General features: G+C 72.0%; 11 protein-coding genes and 2 pseudogenes. 6 read left to right on the top strand and 7 right to left on the bottom strand.

From position 1 onward, the window contains the following. From CUC05_RS22620 to ilvC, 4 genes and pseudogenes are all read left to right on the top strand, one after another. Window positions 1–484, top strand: a pseudogene (locus CUC05_RS22620) (hypothetical protein); the annotation flags it as partial. An 842-nt stretch (window positions 485–1,326) separates the two neighbouring features. Beyond that, window positions 1,327–3,126, top strand: a pseudogene (locus CUC05_RS22615) (acetolactate synthase large subunit); the annotation flags it as partial. Between the two features lie 77 nt (window positions 3,127–3,203). Next, entirely contained in the window at window positions 3,204–3,728 is a 525-nt protein-coding gene (gene ilvN / locus CUC05_RS22610; RefSeq protein ID WP_108668410.1) for an acetolactate synthase small subunit, read from the top strand. Window positions 3,729–3,789: 61 nt separating this feature from the next. Further along, the gene (gene ilvC, locus CUC05_RS22605; RefSeq protein WP_108668409.1) at window positions 3,790–4,785 is read left to right on the top strand and encodes a ketol-acid reductoisomerase; all 996 of its coding nucleotides are present in this window, start codon (window positions 3,790–3,792) and stop codon (window positions 4,783–4,785) included. A gap of 94 nt (window positions 4,786–4,879) precedes the next feature. Here ilvC and CUC05_RS22600 read toward each other — a convergent pair whose 3' ends face one another. Then, the gene (locus CUC05_RS22600) at window positions 4,880–7,153 is read right to left on the bottom strand and encodes a putative bifunctional diguanylate cyclase/phosphodiesterase (RefSeq protein ID WP_170128094.1); all 2,274 of its coding nucleotides are present in this window, start codon (window positions 7,151–7,153) and stop codon (window positions 4,880–4,882) included. Window positions 7,154–7,217: 64 nt separating this feature from the next. Further along, window positions 7,218–9,755: a bifunctional diguanylate cyclase/phosphodiesterase gene (locus tag CUC05_RS22595; RefSeq protein ID WP_170128093.1), complete on the bottom strand. Its 2,538-nt coding sequence runs from the start codon at window positions 9,753–9,755 to the stop codon at window positions 7,218–7,220. Between the two features lie 118 nt (window positions 9,756–9,873). Here CUC05_RS22595 and CUC05_RS24985 point away from each other — a divergent pair, with 118 nt between their 5' ends. Beyond that, window positions 9,874–10,593 carry a DUF3152 domain-containing protein gene (locus tag CUC05_RS24985; RefSeq protein WP_170128092.1) on the top strand — a complete coding sequence of 240 codons (720 nt, stop codon included), beginning with the start codon at window positions 9,874–9,876 and terminating at the stop codon, window positions 10,591–10,593. Window positions 10,594–10,692: 99 nt separating this feature from the next. After that, a complete protein-coding gene (gene serA / locus CUC05_RS22585) occupies window positions 10,693–12,267 on the top strand; it encodes a phosphoglycerate dehydrogenase (RefSeq protein ID WP_108668406.1) in 1,575 nt (524 codons plus the stop codon). Here the strand turns inward: serA and CUC05_RS22580 are convergent. The 5 genes from CUC05_RS22580 to CUC05_RS22560 form a co-directional block, all read right to left on the bottom strand. Then, on the bottom strand, window positions 12,264–13,481 hold the full coding sequence (locus tag CUC05_RS22580; RefSeq protein ID WP_170128091.1) for an MFS transporter: 1,218 nt from the start codon (window positions 13,479–13,481) through the stop codon (window positions 12,264–12,266). The genes serA and CUC05_RS22580 overlap by 4 nt on opposite strands. Window positions 13,482–13,485: 4 nt before the next feature. Further along, a complete protein-coding gene (locus CUC05_RS22575) occupies window positions 13,486–14,790 on the bottom strand; it encodes an 8-oxoguanine deaminase (protein ID WP_108668404.1) in 1,305 nt (434 codons plus the stop codon). Next, a complete protein-coding gene (pucD, locus tag CUC05_RS22570; RefSeq protein ID WP_205712500.1) occupies window positions 14,787–17,126 on the bottom strand; it encodes a xanthine dehydrogenase subunit D in 2,340 nt (779 codons plus the stop codon). The genes CUC05_RS22575 and pucD overlap by 4 nt, the downstream gene beginning before the upstream one ends. A gap of 185 nt (window positions 17,127–17,311) precedes the next feature. After that, window positions 17,312–17,833, bottom strand: a complete 522-nt coding sequence (locus tag CUC05_RS22565; protein ID WP_108668403.1) for a (2Fe-2S)-binding protein — start codon at window positions 17,831–17,833, stop codon at window positions 17,312–17,314. After that, entirely contained in the window at window positions 17,830–18,669 is an 840-nt protein-coding gene (locus CUC05_RS22560) for an FAD binding domain-containing protein (protein WP_205712499.1), read from the bottom strand. The genes CUC05_RS22565 and CUC05_RS22560 overlap by 4 nt, the downstream gene beginning before the upstream one ends. Window positions 18,670–18,710 lie beyond the last annotated feature (41 nt).

Raw genomic sequence — 18,710 nt, 5'->3', positions numbered from 1 at the left:
CCCGGAGGTCGACCCGACGCTGCTGCTGCCCTGGCTGGCCCGCCCCGACGTTGCGATGCTGCTGACCCCAGCCGACCGGCTGGATCCCGGCGTCGCCGAGCGCCTGGCCGGCCATGGCGGGACCGTCCACACCCTCGGCCTCGCGGACGCGGTCGACGCGGCCGTCCGCGAGGGCAACGACGGCGACCGCATCCCGACCGACCCGCGGGCGCAGGCCGAGTGGCTGTCCGACCGCGGCGTCGCCGGCCCGGCCGTCCTCGCCCACGACGGCCCGGACCACCTCCTGGCCGCCCTCCCCCTCGCCCGCGATGCCCGTGCCCTGCCCCTGCCCGCCGTCGCCGGTGCCCTGCCCGACTGGGCGGAGGACGTGGCCGCCAGCTGGCGCCTCCCCGGCGGCGCCACGGTCGCCGGCTGGACCGCCGGCGTCGCCCCCTCCCTCCTCACCGACCTCGCCATCCCGACGTACTGGTCGCGGCGGGAGTAGCTGGGCTGGTTGGTCCGTGCGCGTTCGACTTCCCCTGGGGCTGTCCATCGCGCACGCCCTCGGCCGGTGTGTGGCATCCACGCTGCCCGGGGGCGTGCATCGCACACGAGGCCCCACCCCGGGGGTGCTTGACCACCCCCAGAGGTGTCCATCGCACACACCGGCTCGACCACGGGCGGCCGGACGCCACGCCGGGCGACGACGCGCGTCGGCACCTCGGCGGCCCCGGCACACGGTCGGTGTGCGCGTTCGCCCTCGCCTGGAGGCGTCCATCGCACCCGCCCTCGGCCGGTGTGTGGCATCCACGCTGCCAGGGGGCGTGCATCGCACACGCGGTCTCACCCCGGGTGCGGCCGACCACCCCAAGAGGCGCCCATCGCACACACCACCCCGACCACGGCCACGGAGCCGCCACCATGTGACCGCACAGACCGGACACACCGGCTGCGTAGGGAGGGGGCGGGAACCCGCCCTACGCATGGTGTGTCGAGGTAGGTCTGCGTACCGGCTCCGGGACGGCACGCGCGGAACCACGGCCTGTCCCCGGAGACGGCGACTACGTTAGCAGCACCACCCGGGTGGCCCACAAGGACCAGTCAGCCACCATCCGGGCGGCGTCCGCGCCGGTTCGGCCAGCTGCCGGGTTGCCCCGGGCCCTCCAACACGCCAGACTGTCCCCATGCAGCGTTGCATGGTTGGGTATGCCCTCGGCCGGTACCTCGTACCGTTCCGGGCGTCTGACCCGTGCGCGGCCGCGTGAGCGAACTGCAGCAACCACACACGGATTCGGACGCGACCTCCCTGCTGGGAGGTCGTAGTCGTTTCGGCAGAACACAGAACGAGGAAGGGACAGCAGCCACATGGAGATGACCGGCGCACAGGCAGTCATCCGTTCGCTGGAGCTGGCCGGCGTGGAGGTGGTCTTCGGCCACCCGGGCGGCGCGATCCTGCCTGCCTACGACCCCATGCTCGAATCGCCCATCCGCCACGTGCTCGCCCGCCACGAGCAGGGCGCAGGGCACATGGCCGAGGGGTACGCCCACGCCACGGGACGGGTAGGCGTGTGCATCGCCACCTCCGGCCCCGGTGGCACCAACCTCGTGACCCCCCTCGCCGACGCGATGATGGACTCCATCCCGATCGTGGCCATCACCGGCCAGGTCGCGACCAGCGCCGTGGGTGGTGACGCCTTCCAGGAGGCCGACATCACCGGCATCACCATGCCGGTCACCAAGCACAACGAGATGGTCGCCACCGCCGACCGCATCCCCGGTGCGATCGCCGAGGCGTTCCACATCGCCTCCACCGGCCGCAAGGGCCCTGTCCTCATCGACATCCCCAAGGACGTCCTGGCCCAGACGCTGACCTCCTTCGACTACCCCGAGCGGGTCACGCTGCCCGGCTACAAGCCGACGGTCCGCGGTCACTCCAAGATGGTCCGCGAGGCCGTCGACGTGATCCTCGCCGCCGAGCGTCCGGTCATCTACGCCGGCGGTGGCATCGTCGCCTCCGGCGCCCACGAGGTGCTGAAGACCCTCGCCGAGACCCTCGAGCTGCCCGTCGTGACGACGCTGATGGCCCGGGGTGCGTTCCCCGACAGCCACCCCCAGCACCTCGGCATGCCCGGCATGCACGGCCACTGGACCGCTGTGACCGCGCTGCAGCGGGCCGACCTGCTGATCGGCCTCGGTACCCGCTTCGACGACCGCGTCACCGGCAAGCTCGACGCCTTCGCGCCGAACGCCAAGGTCGTGCACGTCGACGTCGACCCGGCCGAGATCGGCAAGAACAAGGCCGTCGACGTCCCGATCGTCGGCGACGTCGGCACGGTCATGGGCCAGATGCTGGAGGTCCTGCAGTCCCGCCTCGGCGACGGCGTCGAGCAGGCCGACACCTCCGCGTGGTGGGACCAGCTGCGCACGTGGCTCGCGGACCACCCGCTGCGCCACGAGCAGGAGCCCGACGGCCCGCTCAAGCCCCAGACGGTCGTGCGGGCCATCGACGCCCGCCGGGCCGAGGACTCCATCATCGTCACCGGCGTCGGCCAGCACCAGATGTGGGCCTCCCAGCTGATCCACTACGAGACGCCCCGCAACTGGATCAACTCCGGTGGCCTCGGCACGATGGGCTTCTGCGTCCCCGCATCGATCGGCGCCAAGGTCGGTCGGCCGGAGGCGCAGGTCATCGCCGTCGACGGTGACGGGTCGTTCCAGATGACCCTGCAGGAGCTCGCCACCGCCAGCACCGAGCGCATCCCCGTGATCTTCGCGGTCCTCAACAACGGCGTGCTCGGCATGGTCCGCCAGTGGCAGGAGCTGTTCTACGACCGCCGCTTCAGCCAGATCGACCTGGGCCAGGACGTGCCCGACCTCGTCAAGCTGGCCGACGCCATGGGTGCGGTGGGCTTCCGCTGCGAGAAGGCCGAGGACGTCGACGCGACCCTGGAGAAGGCGTTCGCGGTCAAGGACACGCCCGTCCTGATCGACTTCCGGGTGGACCCGGAGGAGAAGGTCTTCCCGATGGTCCCGGCCGGCCAGTCCAACGACACCATCATCGAGAACATGGACGAGTGGTGGGCGCGCAAGGCGGCCGCCGAACGCGGTGAGGGCGAGGACCTCACCTCCGCCGGCCCGCCCAGCTAGGCCGTCCCGCCAGCCCCGCCCCGGGACTGGCCAAGCCAGCGGCAGCACGGCACGCACCACGCAGGAGCACAGCACACATGGCCAAGCACACCCTCAGCGTCCTCGTCGAGAACCGGCCGGGCGTCCTCGCCCGGGTCGCCGGGCTGTTCTCGCGGCGCGGCTTCAACATCGACTCGCTCGCCGTCGGTGAGACCGAGGTCGACAACGTCTCGCGCATGACGATCGTCGTCGACGCCGCCGCCCAACCGCTGGAGCAGGTGACCAAGCAGCTCAACAAGCTGGTCAACGTCCTCAAGATCGTCGAGCTCGACGACAGCGCCACCGTCAGCCGCGAGCTGTGGCTGGTCAAGGTCGGCGCCAGCCCCGACGTACGGGCGCAGGTCATCGAGATCGCCAGCGTCTTCCGCGCCAGCGTCGTCGACGTCGACCACGACGCCGTGGTGGTCGAGGCGACCGGATCCACCGAGAAGCTGGAGGCCATGGTGCGGCTGCTGTCGCCCTACGGCATCCGCGAGCTCGTCCGGTCCGGCACGATCGCCGTCGGCCGCGGCGCCAAGTCCATCACCGAGGGTCGGGCGCTGCGCCTCGAGCGCGCCGGCTAGGCCCGCCAGACCCACGTCCCCTCGTTCCCACCACTCCCGCACGACCCGAAGGAACAGCGCAATGCCCGCAACGATGTACTACGACGACGCCGCCGACCTCGGCCTGCTCCAGGGCAAGACCGTGGCGATCATCGGCTACGGCTCCCAGGGCCACGCCCACGCCCGCAACCTCGCCGACAGCGGCGTGCAGGTCGTCGTCGGCCTGTACGAGGGCTCCTCCAGCCGCCAGGCCGCCAGCGAGGCGGGCCTCGAGGTCGCCAGCGTGGCCGACGCCGCCAAGCAGGCCGACATCATCATGATCCTGGTGCCGGACCAGACCCAGGCCAAGCTCTACACCGAGGAGATCGCCCCCGGCCTGGAGGCCGGCAACGCGCTGTTCTTCGCGCACGGCTTCAACATCCACTTCGCCCAGATCGAGCCGCCGGCCGACGTCGACGTCTGCATGGTCGCCCCCAAGGGCCCGGGCCACATGGTCCGTCGGGTCTACACCGAGGGTGCCGGCGTGCCCTGCATCTTCGCGGTGCACCAGGACGCCACCGGCAAGGCCAAGGACCTGGCGCTGGCCTACGCCAAGGGCGTCGGCGGCACCCGCGCCGGTGTGATCGAGACCACCTTCGAGGAGGAGACCGAGACCGACCTGTTCGGTGAGCAGGCCGTCCTCTGCGGTGGCGCCTCCGCGCTGGTCCAGACCGGGTTCGAGGTGCTGGTGGAGGCCGGTTACCAGCCCGAGATCGCCTACTTCGAGTGCCTCCACGAGCTGAAGCTCATCGTGGACCTCATGTACGAGGGTGGCCTGGCGGGCATGCGGTACTCCGTGTCGGAGACCGCCGAGTACGGCGACTACGTGTCCGGCCCGGTCGTCATCGACGCCGACACCAAGGAGCGCATGCGCGGCATCCTCGGTCGCATCCAGTCCGGCGAGTTCGCCCGCGACTTCATCCTGGAGAACCAGGCCAACCAGGCCTCGTTCAAGGCGATGCGTCGCCGCAACGCCGAGCACCAGATCGAGAAGGTCGGCCAGGAGCTCCGCGGCATGATGAGCTGGCTGGAGAGCTGATCGTCACTCGCTGAACGCACGGCGGCGCCCCACGGGGTGCCGCCGTCGTCGTCGTGTGGTCGAGTCCCGTGACGCGGGTTGCGGAGAGGGGGAGTCAGGCCACCGGGCGGCGCGGCAGGTCCGCGGAGTGCACGGCACGGGAGTACCAGAAGCCCTGCAGGCGGTCACAGCCCATGTCGGCCAGGACCTGTCCCTGCTCGGGGGTCTCCACGCCCTCCGCGACGGTGGACAGGCCCAGCTCGTGGGCCAGGTCGATGGTCGCGGCGACGATCGCGCGGTCGTGTCGTGAGCTCAGCATCCCGCGTACGAAGGAGTGGTCGATCTTGACGACGTCGACGGCGAAGCGGCGGAGGTAGGTCAGCGAGGCGTAGCCCGTCCCGAAGTCGTCCAGCGCCACCCGGACACCTTGTCGCCGCAGCACCTGCAGCGCCTCGTCCACGCCGTTGCCCGCGTCGATGAGCGCTCGCTCGGTCAGCTCCAGGCACAGCCGTTCGGGTGGCAGGCCGCTCGTGTCCAGCATCGAGACGACGAAGGGCACGAGGTCGGGGTCGGCCAGCTGTCGGGACGACATGTTGACGTTGACCGTCAGCTCGCCCTCCATGTCGGCAGCGGTGCGGCAGGCGGTGGACAGGACCAGGCGATCGATGTCGATGATGAGGCCGCTGTCCTCGGCGACGTCGATGAACTCGGCGGGAAGCAGCAGCTGGTGGTCGCGCTGCCAGCGGACCAGCGCCTCCACCGCGACGGTGTCACCGGCCACCGCGTCCACGATCGGCTGGTACTGCACCACGAGCTCGTCGTCGCGCAGCGCCGTGCGCAGGCGACGTTCGAGGTGGAACCGACGGCTGACCGCGGTGGTCAGGCCGTGGCGGTACATGCTGACGGAGTCACGGCCCGCATCCTTCGCCGCGTACATGGCCAGGTCGGCCCGGCGCAGCAGGTCGTGGGCGCTCGCGTCCTCGCCAGCCAGGACCACCCCGACGGAGCAGGTGATCACGACCTCGTCGTCGTCGACGACCATCGGTCGGCTCACGTCGCGGCAGACGCGGTCGGCGATCGCAAGGGCCTCGAGCTCGCCGAGGACGCCGTCGCACAGCACGACGAACTCGTCACCCCCCATGCGCGCCACCGTGTCGCCGGGACGGAGCCCGTCCTGCAGCCGGTCGGCGATGCACTGCAGGAGCCGGTCGCCGACGTCGTGGCCACGGCTGTCGTTGATGAGCTTGAAGCGGTCGAGGTCGAGGAACAGCAGCGCCACCCGGGCGTGCTGCTGCCCGGGACGGTCGAGGGCCTGGCCGAGTCGGACGTTCAGCAGTCGTCGGTTCGGCAGCCCGGTCAGGTGGTCGCTGGTCGCCAGCCGGGCCATCTCGTCCTCGTCGCGCTTGCGGTCGGTGATGTCGTTGACCGTCACGACGGCGCCCAGCACCGAGCCGTCCTCGGCCAGCATGCGACGGGCGCTGGTGAGGTGGGTCCGCAGGTCGCCGTCGGCACGGGTCAGGGTGAACTCCTCGTTGACCAGGACCTCGCCGGCGAGCGCGCGGTGCAGCGGCAGCTCCTCCGGCTCGAAGGGTCGGCCGTCGGCGTGGCGCGGCCACAGGTCACACGGCCAGGTGTCGGGCATGGTCGCCGCGTCGGCCTGCCCGGAGAACTGCATCCATGCTGCGGGGTTGAACAGGGTGACCCGACCGCTGGCGTCGCAGGCCATCAGGCCGACCTCCACGTCGGTCACCGCGGCTTCGATGAAGGCCGTGTGCCGGTGCAGGTCGTGCTGCAGCCTGCGGCGCTGATCGATGTCCTGGACCTGCAGGACCAGCGTGTCGGGCCGGCCGAGGTCGTCGGTCATGACCATGCCGCTGAGCAGGCCCCAGACCATCGTGCCGTCGGCCCGCAGCAGCGGTCGTTCCACCGCCACTCGGGTCCGTCCGGACCGTTCGGCCACCACGAGGAGGTCCTCGCCGCGGCCGGTGAGGTCGTCGCCCGGTGGGGTGATGTCGGCGCAGCGCAGCGTCTCGCACTCCTGGACGGTGCGCTGCAGGAACGTCGCCAGCTGTGGGTTGACGACGAGGAACCGGCCGCGCTGGTCGTCGCGCAGGTCGATCACGGCCATGCCGACCGGTCCGTTGGCGAAGACCGCCTGGACCACGTTGGCCAGCTCGTCGCGTTCACGTGCGCTGACGGCGACGTTGGAGGCGAGGCGGCGACGGTCGACCACTGCGAGCCCCGCCGAGCCCGCTGCAGCGAGCAGGGCTGCTGCGGCCACGGACGTGCCACCGGGGTCGACCAGCGCCCACCCGGCGGCCACCGCGGCCACGACGGCGAGCGGAAGCAGCACGACACGCCAGCGGGCCGGAAGCGCAAGTGGGGTCACCTGTCGAGCCTGACCGTCGGAACGCGGATCCGACATGGCACGCCGTGGCCATTTTCTGCCTACGTCATGTCCGTACGTACCCGCTGGTGACCCGCAGCAGGTCCTCCAGCGGCATGGGGCGGCCGAGCAGGTAGCCCTGCAGGTGGTCGCAGCCGAACGCCGTCAGCGCCTCGGCCTGTGCGACCGTCTCGACCCCCTCCGCGACGGTCTGGATGGACAGTCGCTCGGCGAGGAGTACCGTGCCCTGGACGATCGCGGCGTCCTCGGGGCTGGCGAGCACGTCGTCGACGAAGCTGCGGTCGATCTTGATCCGCGTCACCGGGAACCGTCGCAGGTAGTTGAGCGAGGCGTACCCGGTCCCGAAGTCGTCGAGGGCCAGGTGCACGCCCCGGTCGAACAGGGTGTGGAGCATCGCGTCGGTCACCGCCGACACGCCGATCAGCGTGGTCTCCGTCAGCTCGACGCACAGGCGGTCGGCGGGCACGCCGTGACGCGTCAACACGGCGTCGATGCGCTCGACGAGGTCCGGCAGGGCCAGCGTGCCGGCGCTGAAGTTCACGCCGATTCGGTTCGGCGATCCCGGCATCGCCAGCGCGGCGCACACCCGATCGAGCACGAACAGGTCGATGTCGACCACCAGGCCGGTCTGCTCGGCCAGCGGGATGAACTCGTCGGGTGGGATCGTGCGGTCGCCGTCGTGCCAGCGCACCAGCGCCTCGGCGCCGGTGATGCGCCGGTCGCCTGCCTCCACGATCGGTTGGAACGCCACCGTCAGTGCGTCGGTGCGCAACGCCTCGCGCAGCCGCCGCTCGAGGTCGTAGCGCTCGGCCGCCCGAGTCCCCAGGCCGGTCTCGTAGACACGGACCGCGGTGCCCTCGGTGCGCTTGGCCTCGTACATGGCGAGGTCGGCGAACCGCAGCACGTCGTCGACGCTGTCGGTCTCCTGCGGCATGACCACACCGATGCTGATCCCCGCCCCGACGAGCAGCAGGTCCTCGGTGGCGACGATCGGGCGGACCACCTCGCTCGCCGTGGTCGCCAGCTGGTGGGCGGCCGCCGCGTCGGGGCAGTGACGGCACAGCAGCACGAACTCGTCGCCGCCCACGCGGGCGACCACGTCGCCGTCGTGGGACGCCCGGGTCAGGGCCCTCGCCACGTCGACGAGCATGCGGTCGCCACGGTGGTGGCCGGCGGTGTCGTTGACGGCCTTGAAGCGGTCGAGGTCCATGAAGAGGACCGTGGCCGGTGCCCCTCCCGCTCGTTGTTCGTCCAGGGCCGTGTCCAGCTCGATCCCCAGGCGTCGGCGGTTGGCCAGCCCGGTCAGGTGGTCGTGCATCGCAAGCCGCGTCATGCGGGTCTCCGCGGCGACCATCTCGGTGACGTCGTGGATGGCGATGACGCCGCCGACCCGGTCCTCGTGCACGCTGATCGGCTGGCCGCTGAATGACCAGACCGAGCTGGTACCGGGCTGGGCGTGGTGCTGGCGGTGCACGAACTCACCCGCCATGACACGTGCCAGCGGGGTCCCCTGGAGGGCGATCGGCAGGCCGTCGGGACCACGGGCGGCGTTCCATTCCTCCTTGGCTGCCTCTGCCGTCGACACCCCGAACATGTCCGCCGAGGTGTCGTTGCTGACCACGACGTTGCCGTCGGCGTCGCAGGCGATGATGCCGACGTCGAGGTTCTGCACGATCGCGTCCAGGTAGGAGGCGTAGCGATCCCTCGACTCCGTCACCGTGACCACCGAGGAGGCGAGCCGTCGCCTCGTCCGCTGGCCGACCCCGATGAGGAGGGCTGCCATGACGGCCAGGGACAGGCCGGCGAGGAGGGTCGGGACGTCGAGGCCGAAGTGTCCGTCGGTCAGGGTGACCTGCCACCGTCGCCCCAGCAGGTCCAGGGACGTCCTCCCGTGGACGAGGTCGTCGCTGTCAGCGGGGGGTTCGCCGAAGACGGGGATGCCGTTGTCGGTGATCGCCAGCCCACCGGGCAGCTCGCCGGTCGTCGCGATCAGGTCGGCGAGCCGGACGCTCGTGCCGACCCAGCCGATGTGGGTGCCGGTGGCCGACACGACCGGGCCGAAGATCTCCAGGGTCGGCCCGTCGTCGTCGGCGAGGGGAGGCGTCATCAGCACCTCCTGGCGTTCCCGGACGTCGGCGAGGATGGTGGCCCGTTCGGGATCGGCGTCCAGCCGTTCGCCGTGGCGTCCGGTGCCGCCGGACTCCGCCCACAGGACCGTGGGGTAGACGCGGTACGGCCCGTCGGCCACCTCGAAGGTCGGGAGGCTGAGCCGTCGCCGTGCGACGTACTGGGAGAGGAGGTCGCGATCGACTCGGGCCACGTACATCAGCCCCTGCGTCAGCTGGCCGTGGCGCTGCTGAGCGCCGGACGTGGCCAGGAACTGCTGGAGGTCCTCGTCGGTGACCCCGGCGGCGTCGTGGCGGAGGCGGCTGTAGTGCGCAGACGCCCCGGCGACCAGGCCGCCCGTGGTGTCGACCCTGGCCTGGAGGATGCCCGACCACTCCGCGAGTGTTCGCTCGACGCGGCTCTGCCGTCGGGTGACGTCGACCTGCTCGGCGATGGCGATGCTTGCCAGGATCCCCACCAGCAGCACCACAACGGGCGCCGCAACGACACGGAAGGCTGCACGCCTTCTGCTCCGCCGTGACGAGCCCGTCTGGTCCATGCATGAACACCGGTCGGCAGCGAGACTGCCAACCGTAGTGCGCGCGCCCCTTTTTCCCGTCGTGGTCGTTGGATTCGTGCTGTGCCTCGTCCTCGGCGCGACGGCCTGCGTCGCCCGAACGGGCAAGGGGACGGTCCTGCTCTCGCGGCCGCCGCTGGCCGCGGAGCCCGTCGACGGGCCGCCCGTGGCGGTCGAGCCCACGACGCCGGTGACCCCCTCACCCCCTCCGCAGCCGATCCTGACCATCGACTATCGCGTCGAGGTCCGCAGTCCGGACCCGGCCGTGGCCGACGCGCCCGCGGTGATCACCTCGGTGCTGGAGGACCCCCGCGGATGGCAGCAGGCGAACATCGACTTCCGGCAGTCGCCGGACGCCCCGTACACGATCCTGGTCGTGGAGGGGGAGGAGGCGCAGGCGTTGTGCCAGCCCTACGACGTCGGCGGGCGGTTCTCGTGCCAGAACGGCCCGCTGGTCGTGCTCAACGCCATCCGCTGGCGCGACGCCGTGCCGCACTGGCCGGGCGACGTGGCCAGCTACCGCACGATGCTGGTCAACCACGAGGTCGGCCACCTGCTGGGCATGCACCACATCCGCTGCACCGAGGAGGGGACGGTCGCGCCGGTCATGGAGCAGCAGAGCGGCACCCTGCGTGGATGCCTGGCCAACCCGTGGCCGACCCCGATCGAGCTGGCGCTCGCCGCCACACACCAGTTCGTGATCGCGCCCGCGCCGCTGGACGTGGCGTTCCCCCAGTGACCCACGATCGGGCGAGTTCGTACCGTTGGGGAATGGGAGGTCCGTGGCGACCCCCCTTATGTTGGTCATTCCCCCGAACCCGTCGAAAGTGAACCCCAGATGAAGGTCCTCGTCGCTGACGCCCTCAGCGAAGCCGGAGTCGACGTGCTGGCACAGCGCTTCGACGTCGACGTGCGCACCGGCATGTCCAAGGACGAGCTGATCGCCGCGATCGCCCCCTACGACGCGGTCGTGATCCGCTCGGCCACGTTCATCGACGCCGACGTCCTCGCGGCCGCCGACAACCTCAAGGTCGTCGCACGCGCCGGCATCGGGCTGGACAACGTCGACATCCCCGCAGCCACCGCGCGTGGCGTGCTGGTGTGCAACGCGCCGCAGTCCAACATCATCTCCGCCGCCGAGCATGCGGTGGCCCTGCTGCTGTCGATGGCCCGCCGGATCCCGGAGGCCGACGCCAGTCTCCGCGAGGGGCAGTGGCTGCGGTCGAAGCTGAAGGGCGTCGAGGTGGCCGGCAAGACCGTCGGTGTCCTCGGGCTCGGCCGGATCGGAACACTCGTGGCCCAGCGGCTGATGGCGTTCGGGGTGCACCTGATCGCCTACGACCCCTACGTGACGGCCGAGCGTGCCGCCCGTCTGGGTGTCGAGCTGGTCCCGACGGTGCTGGAGGTCTGCGAGCAGGCCGACATCATCACCATCCACCTGCCGAAGACGCCCGAGACGACGGGGATCATCTCCAAGTCCGAGCTGCTGGCGCTGGGCCCCAACGGCCTGCTGGTCAACGCCGCCCGCGGTGGGCTGGTCGACGAGGCCGCCCTGCACACCGCGCTGACGGAGGGCTGGATCCGGGGCGCCGCGCTGGACGTGTTCGACAACGAGCCGGTCGGCGACTCGCCGCTGCTCGGCCTGCCGAACCTCGTCGCCACCCCGCACCTGGGCGCGTCCACCGACGAGGCACAGGACAAGGCCGGGACGCAGGTCGCCGAGGCGGTGGCCCTGGCGCTGGACGGCGAGTTCGTCCCGTCGGCGGTCAACGTCGAGATCGGCGGGGGCATCCCCGAGGCGCTCAAGCCCTACATGCCGCTGGCCGAGACCCTCGGTCGCCTGTTCACCGCCCTCGGTGGTGGCAAGGAGATGACCGGCGAGGTGTGCGTGGAGTACCACGGCCGCATCGCCGAGGAGACCGTCGACGCGCTCAACCTGTCGGCGCTTCGCGGCCTGCTGGGCGACGTCGTGCACGAGCCCGTCACCTTCGTCAACGCGCCGCTGATCGCCAAGGAACGCGAGATGCAGCTGTCGACGCTGACCAGCACCGACAGCCAGGACTACGTCTCGACCGTGACGCTGCGAGCCGGTGACAACGTCGTCGCAGGGACCCTCGTCGGCCACGCCCACAAGCCGCGCCTGATCAAGGTGTGGGGCTTCGACGTGGACATGGAGCCCGCCGAGCACATGGCGTTCTTCCGCTACACCGACCGCCCCGGTGTCGTCGGTGTCGTCGGCGGCCGCCTGGGCGACGCCGGCGTCAACATCGCCTCCATGCAGGTCGGCCGCACCGACTCCGGTGGCGAGGCGCTGGTGGCGATGGCGGTGGACTCCGTCATCCCTGCCGACGTCCTCAGCGACATCGCCCAGGCCATCGACGCCACGGCCATCCGCGCGGTCAACCTGACCTAACCGGGGTCGGACGTTCGGCGTGGGGCCGGGACCAGCGTGGCCATCAGCACCGCAGCGATGGCCACGCTGACGGCGGACACGATCGCCATGGCGCCGATTCCGCCGAGCGCGAACAGCTGGGGGGCGACCAGCGCCCCGACGGCACGGCCGCCTGCCAGCACTCCGACCATGAGGCCGAGCAGCCGGTCCCGGCCGTCGCCGCCGAGCTCGGTGACCAGCGGGACCGACGCGACGATCGACACCTCGTAGCCGACGAACCAGACCACGACGGCGAGGATGGCCAGCGGCACGCTGCTGCCGACCGTCAGCAGGGTCAGGTAGGCCACCGTCGACAGGACGAGGGCGGCCCGGACGGCACGGTGCAACCCGATGCGGTCGCCCAGGGCCGTCACCCCACCCTCCCCGGTCAGCTCGGCGGCGACCACCAGCACCGTGAACGCGCCGATGGCACCGACGTCGAATCCGAGGTCGGCCTCCAGCCAGGCGCCGTAGACGACGAAGAGGCTCTCGGCGGCGAAGGAGAACAACGCGACGACGGCCAGCATCGCAACCCGTGGGCGGGTGAGGGCGAGCGTGGTCCGCTGCCGGGCCGGTGGCCGGTCGTTGCGCATCAGCACGGCCACGGCCAGCAGCCCGGCGACCACCAGGACGACGACGGGCACGAACTGGATCCGCCAGGACGTCCGCTGGATCAGCCAGCCGGACAGCGGCACGGTGGCCAGCAGCCCGCCGGCCCAGGTCAGCTCGGTGATCCCGAGCACCCGTCCGCGTTTCTCGTAGGGCACGCGGGCGCCGAACCACCCCTGCATCGGCACGTCGAACAACGGCTTGCCGAGCCCGACCAGGACGAAGCCGACCGCGGCGACCGCGACGGTGGGGGCCAGGCCGATGACGGTGCTGCCGATCGCGGTGGCCGCCAGCCCGCCGAGCATCACCGCCCGCCGGCCGGTCCGCTCGCCCAGCGACGCTGCGAGCGGCGCCATGGTGCCCACCAGGCTGCGGGCGGCGACAAGCACACCCATGACTGCGAGCGTGGTGCCGAGCCCCCGGGCGATCGCCGGCAGGAACGGGAACACCACGCGGATGCCGCCGTTGATGCCGAGGCGGGCGATGACGACGGCGACGAGCGCGAGGCGGACCTCGCGGGGCAGGCGCGGGGGCACGGCGGGGCGATCGGCCGTCCCGCCGGGGCGGCCGTCGGGGGTGGGGGTCACGACGTCAACCCCACAGCCTGCGAGCACGCGTCGCGAGGTCCCGCCGGGCCGCCGCGAGGTCCATGCCGAGGAGGTGCCCGTCGGTCACGATCGGGTCGCCGTTGACCAGCACGTGCCGGGCCCGACGGTCCGGGCCGAGCACGATCGCCTCGACCGGGTCGGGGATGTCGGCGACGTCCTCGCCCGGCCACACCACGAGGTCCGCGCGGGCGCCGACCGCCAGGCGGCCGATGTCGCGCCGGCCCAGGCAGGCGGCGCCGCCGAGGGTGCCCATTTCCAGGGCGTCCGCGGCCGAGAGGGCCGAGGGGTTCCCGGTGCCCTGCCGGGCCGACCAGAGGGCCTGCCGCAGCTCGGTCACGAGCGTGCCCTGCTCGTTGGAGGCCACCCCGTCCACCCCGAGTCCCACCGGGACACCGGCGTCGCGCAGCGCGGGCGTGCGGCAGAACCCCGCCGCGAGGCGGGCGTTGGAGGAGGGGCAGTGGGCCACACCTGCGCCGGCCCGTGCGAGGCGGGTGATCTCGGCGTCGTCGAAGTGGATGCCGTGGGCGTACCAGACGTCGGGCGCCACCCAGTCCCATCCGTCGAGCACGGCGAGGGGTCGTTTGCCGAAGCGGGCCAGGCAGTCCGCCTCCTCCTCCTTGGTCTCGGCCAGGTGGGTGTGCAGGCGCAGGCCGTGGCGGCGGGCGAGGTCGGCGGACTCCCGCATGAGCCGTTCGCTGACCGAGAAGGGGCTGCACGGCGCGACGGTCACGACGATCCGTTCGGCGTCGTGCCAGCGGCCGATGACCCGTTCGGTGGAGGCGAGGATGGCGTCGAGGTCCTCCACCACGTCGTCGGGGGGCAGCCCACCGCGGGACTCGCCGAGGTCCATCGAGCCACGGGCGAGGTGCAGCCGAGTACCGACCTCGAGGGTGGCGGTGGCCAGCGCGTCGAAGACGCTGTCGTCGCCTCGGGGGACCAGGTAGTGGTGGTCGGCAGCGGTGGTGCAGCCCGACAGCGCCAGCTCGGCCAGCCCGACCCGGGCGGCGGCCAGCACGTCCTCGACGTCCAGCCGCGCCCAGATCGGGTACAGCGTCGTCAGCCAGTCGAACAGGTTGCAGCCGGTCGCCCGCCCGCGGGTCATCCACTGGTAGAGGTGGTGATGGGTGTTGACCAGCCCGGCCGTCACGATGTCCCCGTCCACCCGCAGGACGGTGTCGCCCGCTTCCGCCTCGACGGTGCCGATCGCCTCGATCCAGCCGTCGCGCACGGCGATGTCCCCTGGATGGCGGGCGCCCCTGACGACCAGCCTGCCGGTGGCGTCGGTCACCGGACCCCCGCGCCGGCCTGCAGGGCGATGTCCTGGGGGCGGACCGGGACGCGCGTCAGCGCCGCACCGGTGGCGTCGCGGATGGCGGCCACGACCGCCGGGGTGGAGGAGATGGTGGGCGGCTCACCGACCCCCTTGGCCCCGAACGGGGCACCGGGCTCGGGCTGCTCGATGACGGTGGCCAGCACCTCGGGCATGTCCAGCATCGTCGGGATCAGGTAGTCGGTGAAGGATGGGTTGCGCACCAGCCCATCGTGGACCAGGACCTCCTCCATGATCGCCAGGCCCACCCCCTGGGCGATGCCGCCCTCGATCTGGCCGACCACCGCGCGAGGGTTGAGCACCCGGCCGACGTCCTGGCCGGTCGCGACCTGCACGACGCGCAGCAGGCCCAGGTCGGGGTCGACGTCGACGACGGCCCGGTGGGCGGCGAAGGCGAACGACACGTGGGCGTTGCCCTGCCCGTTGGCGTCCAGCGGTTCGGTCGGGGGATGGTGGTGCTCGCGGACCCTGCGGATCGGGCTGTCGGCCAGCAGGTCGGTGATCGGCACCCGTCGGTCCCCGTCGACCTCGACCACGTGGCCGTCCCGGAGCGTCAGCAGCTGCCGCCGGGCACCCTCGGCAGGGATGCCCAGGCGGGCAGAGGCCCGGACGAGCAGCTCGTCGCGGACGGCGTGGCAGGCCAGCTGCACGGCCCCGCCGCTCATCCAGGTCTGCCGGCTCGCGCTCGTCGACCCGGCCGAGCCGATGGAGGTGTCGGTGGGGCCCAGCATCACCCGCTCGACGCCCAGCTCGCTGCGCAGGATCTGCAGGGCGAGGGTCGTGAAGCCCTGACCGACCTCGGCGGCGGCGCACTGGGCTGTGGCGGTGGGACGGCCGTGCGCGTCGAGCTCGAGGGTGACGGCGGCGGTCGAGTGGTCGTCGAACCCCTCGGAGAACATCAGGTTCTTGAAGCCGACGGCCATGCCGACGCCGCGACGGATCCGGTCGGCGGTCGACGTCATGCCGGTCCCGCCGGGCAGCATCTGCGGGGGGTCGTCGAGGGTGTGCGGCCGCGGCAGGGGGTGGGCCATCGCGGCCTCGATGACCTCCCGAACCGGCGCGGTGCCCGTGATGACCTGACCGGTCAGGAGGGTGTCGCCCGTGGCCAGGGCGTTGCGCAGCCGCAGCGCGACGGGGTCCATGCCGAGCGCGTCGGCCAGGCGGTCCATCTGGGCCTCGTGGGCGATGCAGGTCTGCACGGCGCCGAACCCGCGCATGGCACCGCACGGGGGATTGTTGGTGCGGACGGCCCAGCCGTCGATGGCCGCGTGGGGGATGCGGTAGGGGCCGGCGGCGAAGCAGGTGGCGTTGGCGATGACCGCGGTGGAGGAGGAGGCGTACGCGCCGCCGTCCAGGACGACCCGCGCCTCGACCTTGACCAGGTCGCCGTCGGGGGTGGCGTGGTGCCGGTACCACAGGCGAGCGGGGTGGCGATGCACGTGACCGTAGAAGCTCTCCTCTCGGCTGTAGAGCATCTTCACGGGGCGTCCCGTCACCAGGGCCAGCAGGCAGGCGTGGATCTGCAGGCTGACGTCCTCGCGGCCACCGAACGCCCCGCCGACTCCGGCAAGCGACAGGCGCACCTTGTCGTGGGGCAGGTCGAGGCACGCCGCAACCTGATCGCGATCGACATGCAGCCACTGGGTGGAGATCCACAGGTCGACCCCGCCGTCGCCGTCGGGCACCGCCAGGCCCGACTCGGGGCCGAGGAAGGCCTGGTCCTGCATGCCGACCTCGTAGGTGCCCTCCACGGTGACCAGTCCGCTGGTGTCCACCTCGTCGGGGTTCCCGTGGCGCAGGGGGATGTGGCGGAAGACGTTGCCGTCGGGGTGGATCGGCGGAGCCGTGATCGCCGCGTCGGGGTCGGCGAGGGGCTCGAGCGGGTCGTAGTCGACCTCGATCGCCGCGAGTGCACGCAGGGCGAGCTCGGGATGGTCTGCGGCGACCGCCGCGACGGGTTCGCCGTGGTAGCGCACGACATCGCTTGCGAACACCGGCTGGTCGCGATGCTCCATGCCGTAGGTGGGGCTGCCGGGGACGTCCTCGGCCAGCAGGACCGCGTGCACACCGTCCATGGCGGTGGCGCGGGACGTGTCGATGCTGCGGATGCGGGCTGCGGCGTGCGGGCTGCGGAGCGTGCGACCCCACAGCATGCCCTCGGCGTGGAGGTCGCTGGAGAAGGCGAAGTCGCCGGTCACCTTCGGCACGCCGTCTGGTCGGTCGGCGTTCTCGCCGAGCGAACCGGTCAGCGGGGTGGTCGGTGTCGCCGTGTCCGACAGCGTCGTCCTGATCACGCGGAGCCACCTGGTGGTGGCACGGGGTTTGGTCCGTCGTGACCGGGGAAGAGATCCCCCAGCGCGCCGGAGAGCCCGGCGCAGTCCGAGCCAACTGGAGCCGTCATGCCCCGCAACGTCACCGGAATCCTGATCGTCGTCATCCTCGTCCTCCTCGTCGTCTTCCTGGCGCAGCGGGTCTGACGTCAGCCGACGCCCGGCGGTGAGGCCCCCAGCTCGCCGTCGGCGCGTCGCCGGTCCTGGACCATCCCGACGGCTTCGATGATGCGTCCGTAGCCGGTGCAGCGGCACAGGTTGCCGCTCAGGGCCTCGCGGACCGTCGGGACGTCGGCGTCGGGGGAACGCTCCAGCAGGTCAGTCGTGGCCACGATGAGCCCCGGTGTGCAGAAGCCGCACTGGACCGCCCCGGCGTCGAGGAAGGCCTGCTGGACGTCGGTCGGGGCCGTACCGCCGCCCAACCCCTCGACCGTGGTGATCTCGGCGTCGACGGCGTCGGCGGCCATCACGCAGCAGGCGCAGACGGGACGGCCGTCCATCAGGACCGTGCACGATCCGCACTCGCCCTGGTCGCAGGCGTTCTTGGTCCCCGGGAAGCCGAGGCGTTCGCGGAGGACGTACAGCAGGCTCTCGCCCAGCCACGACGTGCGCACGGCGTGGTCGGCGCCGTTGATGGCGATCGGGTAGGGGTCGACCGTCGGGTCGCTCATCGGTGCAGGCACCTCTCCAGGGCGCGGGCGGCGATGACCCCGACGGCGTGCCGACGGTAGTCCGCGGTGCTGCGATGGTCGGTGATGGGCGATGCAGCCGCCGCGCAGAGGTCACCGAACCGGGTGATGTCGGTCGGGGGCGCCCGCAGGTTCGACCAGTCGATGGCCTCGCTGATCATGCGTTCGGCCTCCCGTGCGCGGAGCGGGGTCGGCCCGACCGAGCCGAGGCCGACACGAACCCGTCGGCCCACCGTGTCGAGGACCACGGCCACGCTGGCGATCGCGATCGCCATGGCGGTGCGGGGGCCGACCTTGGCGACGTGCTGCGGCCCGTCGACGCGCGGGACGAGCACGCGGTGGATCACCTCCCCGGGTGCGAGGTCGGTGCGCTTCGGGCCGGTGACGAACGACTCGACGGGCACGTCCCGGGAGCCGTCGGGTCCTGACAGCCGGACCGAGGCGTCCATGGCGACCAGCCACGGGAGGGTGTCGCCGGCGGGGCTGCCGGTGCCGAGGTTGCCGCCGATCGTGCCGGCGTTGCGGATCTGGGGGGATCCGACCGTCCGCGCGGCCGTGGCCAGTCCCGGGGCGGCCTCGGCCAGCTCGGCCTCTACCTGCGCGTAGGTGGTCAGCGCACCCAGGTCCAGGGTGTCGGGCGTGATGTCGATGCCCTGCAGGTCGACCACCCGGCGGAGGGCCACGACCGCCTCCGGACGCCGATGGCCGAGGTTGACCTCAACCTGCAGGTCCGTGCCGCCGGCGAGCAGGTGGGCCCCCGGCAGCGCCGTCAGCGCGTCGAGCGCGCTGGGCAGGTCGGTCGGACGAGCGATGGTCAACGGCGTGATCCTCGCAGGAATCGAGGCGTGCGCGAGTGGTG

It is taken from the genome of Euzebya rosea (assembly GCF_003073135.1).
Lineage (GTDB): Bacteria > Actinomycetota > Nitriliruptoria > Euzebyales > Euzebyaceae > Euzebya > Euzebya rosea.
The sequence above is the reverse complement of the archived record's forward strand: the minus strand, read 5'-3'. Positions and strand labels throughout refer to the sequence as shown.

Coding starts and splice junctions, on each gene's coding strand:
- ilvN (WP_108668410.1), top strand. CDS start 3,204: ATGGCCAAGCACACCCTCAGCGTCCTCGTCGAGAACCGGCCGGGCGTC.
- serA (WP_108668406.1), top strand. CDS start 10,693: ATGAAGGTCCTCGTCGCTGACGCCCTCAGCGAAGCCGGAGTCGACGTG.
- CUC05_RS22565 (WP_108668403.1), bottom strand. CDS start 17,833: ATGAGCGACCCGACGGTCGACCCCTACCCGATCGCCATCAACGGCGCC.
- ilvC (WP_108668409.1), top strand. CDS start 3,790: ATGCCCGCAACGATGTACTACGACGACGCCGCCGACCTCGGCCTGCTC.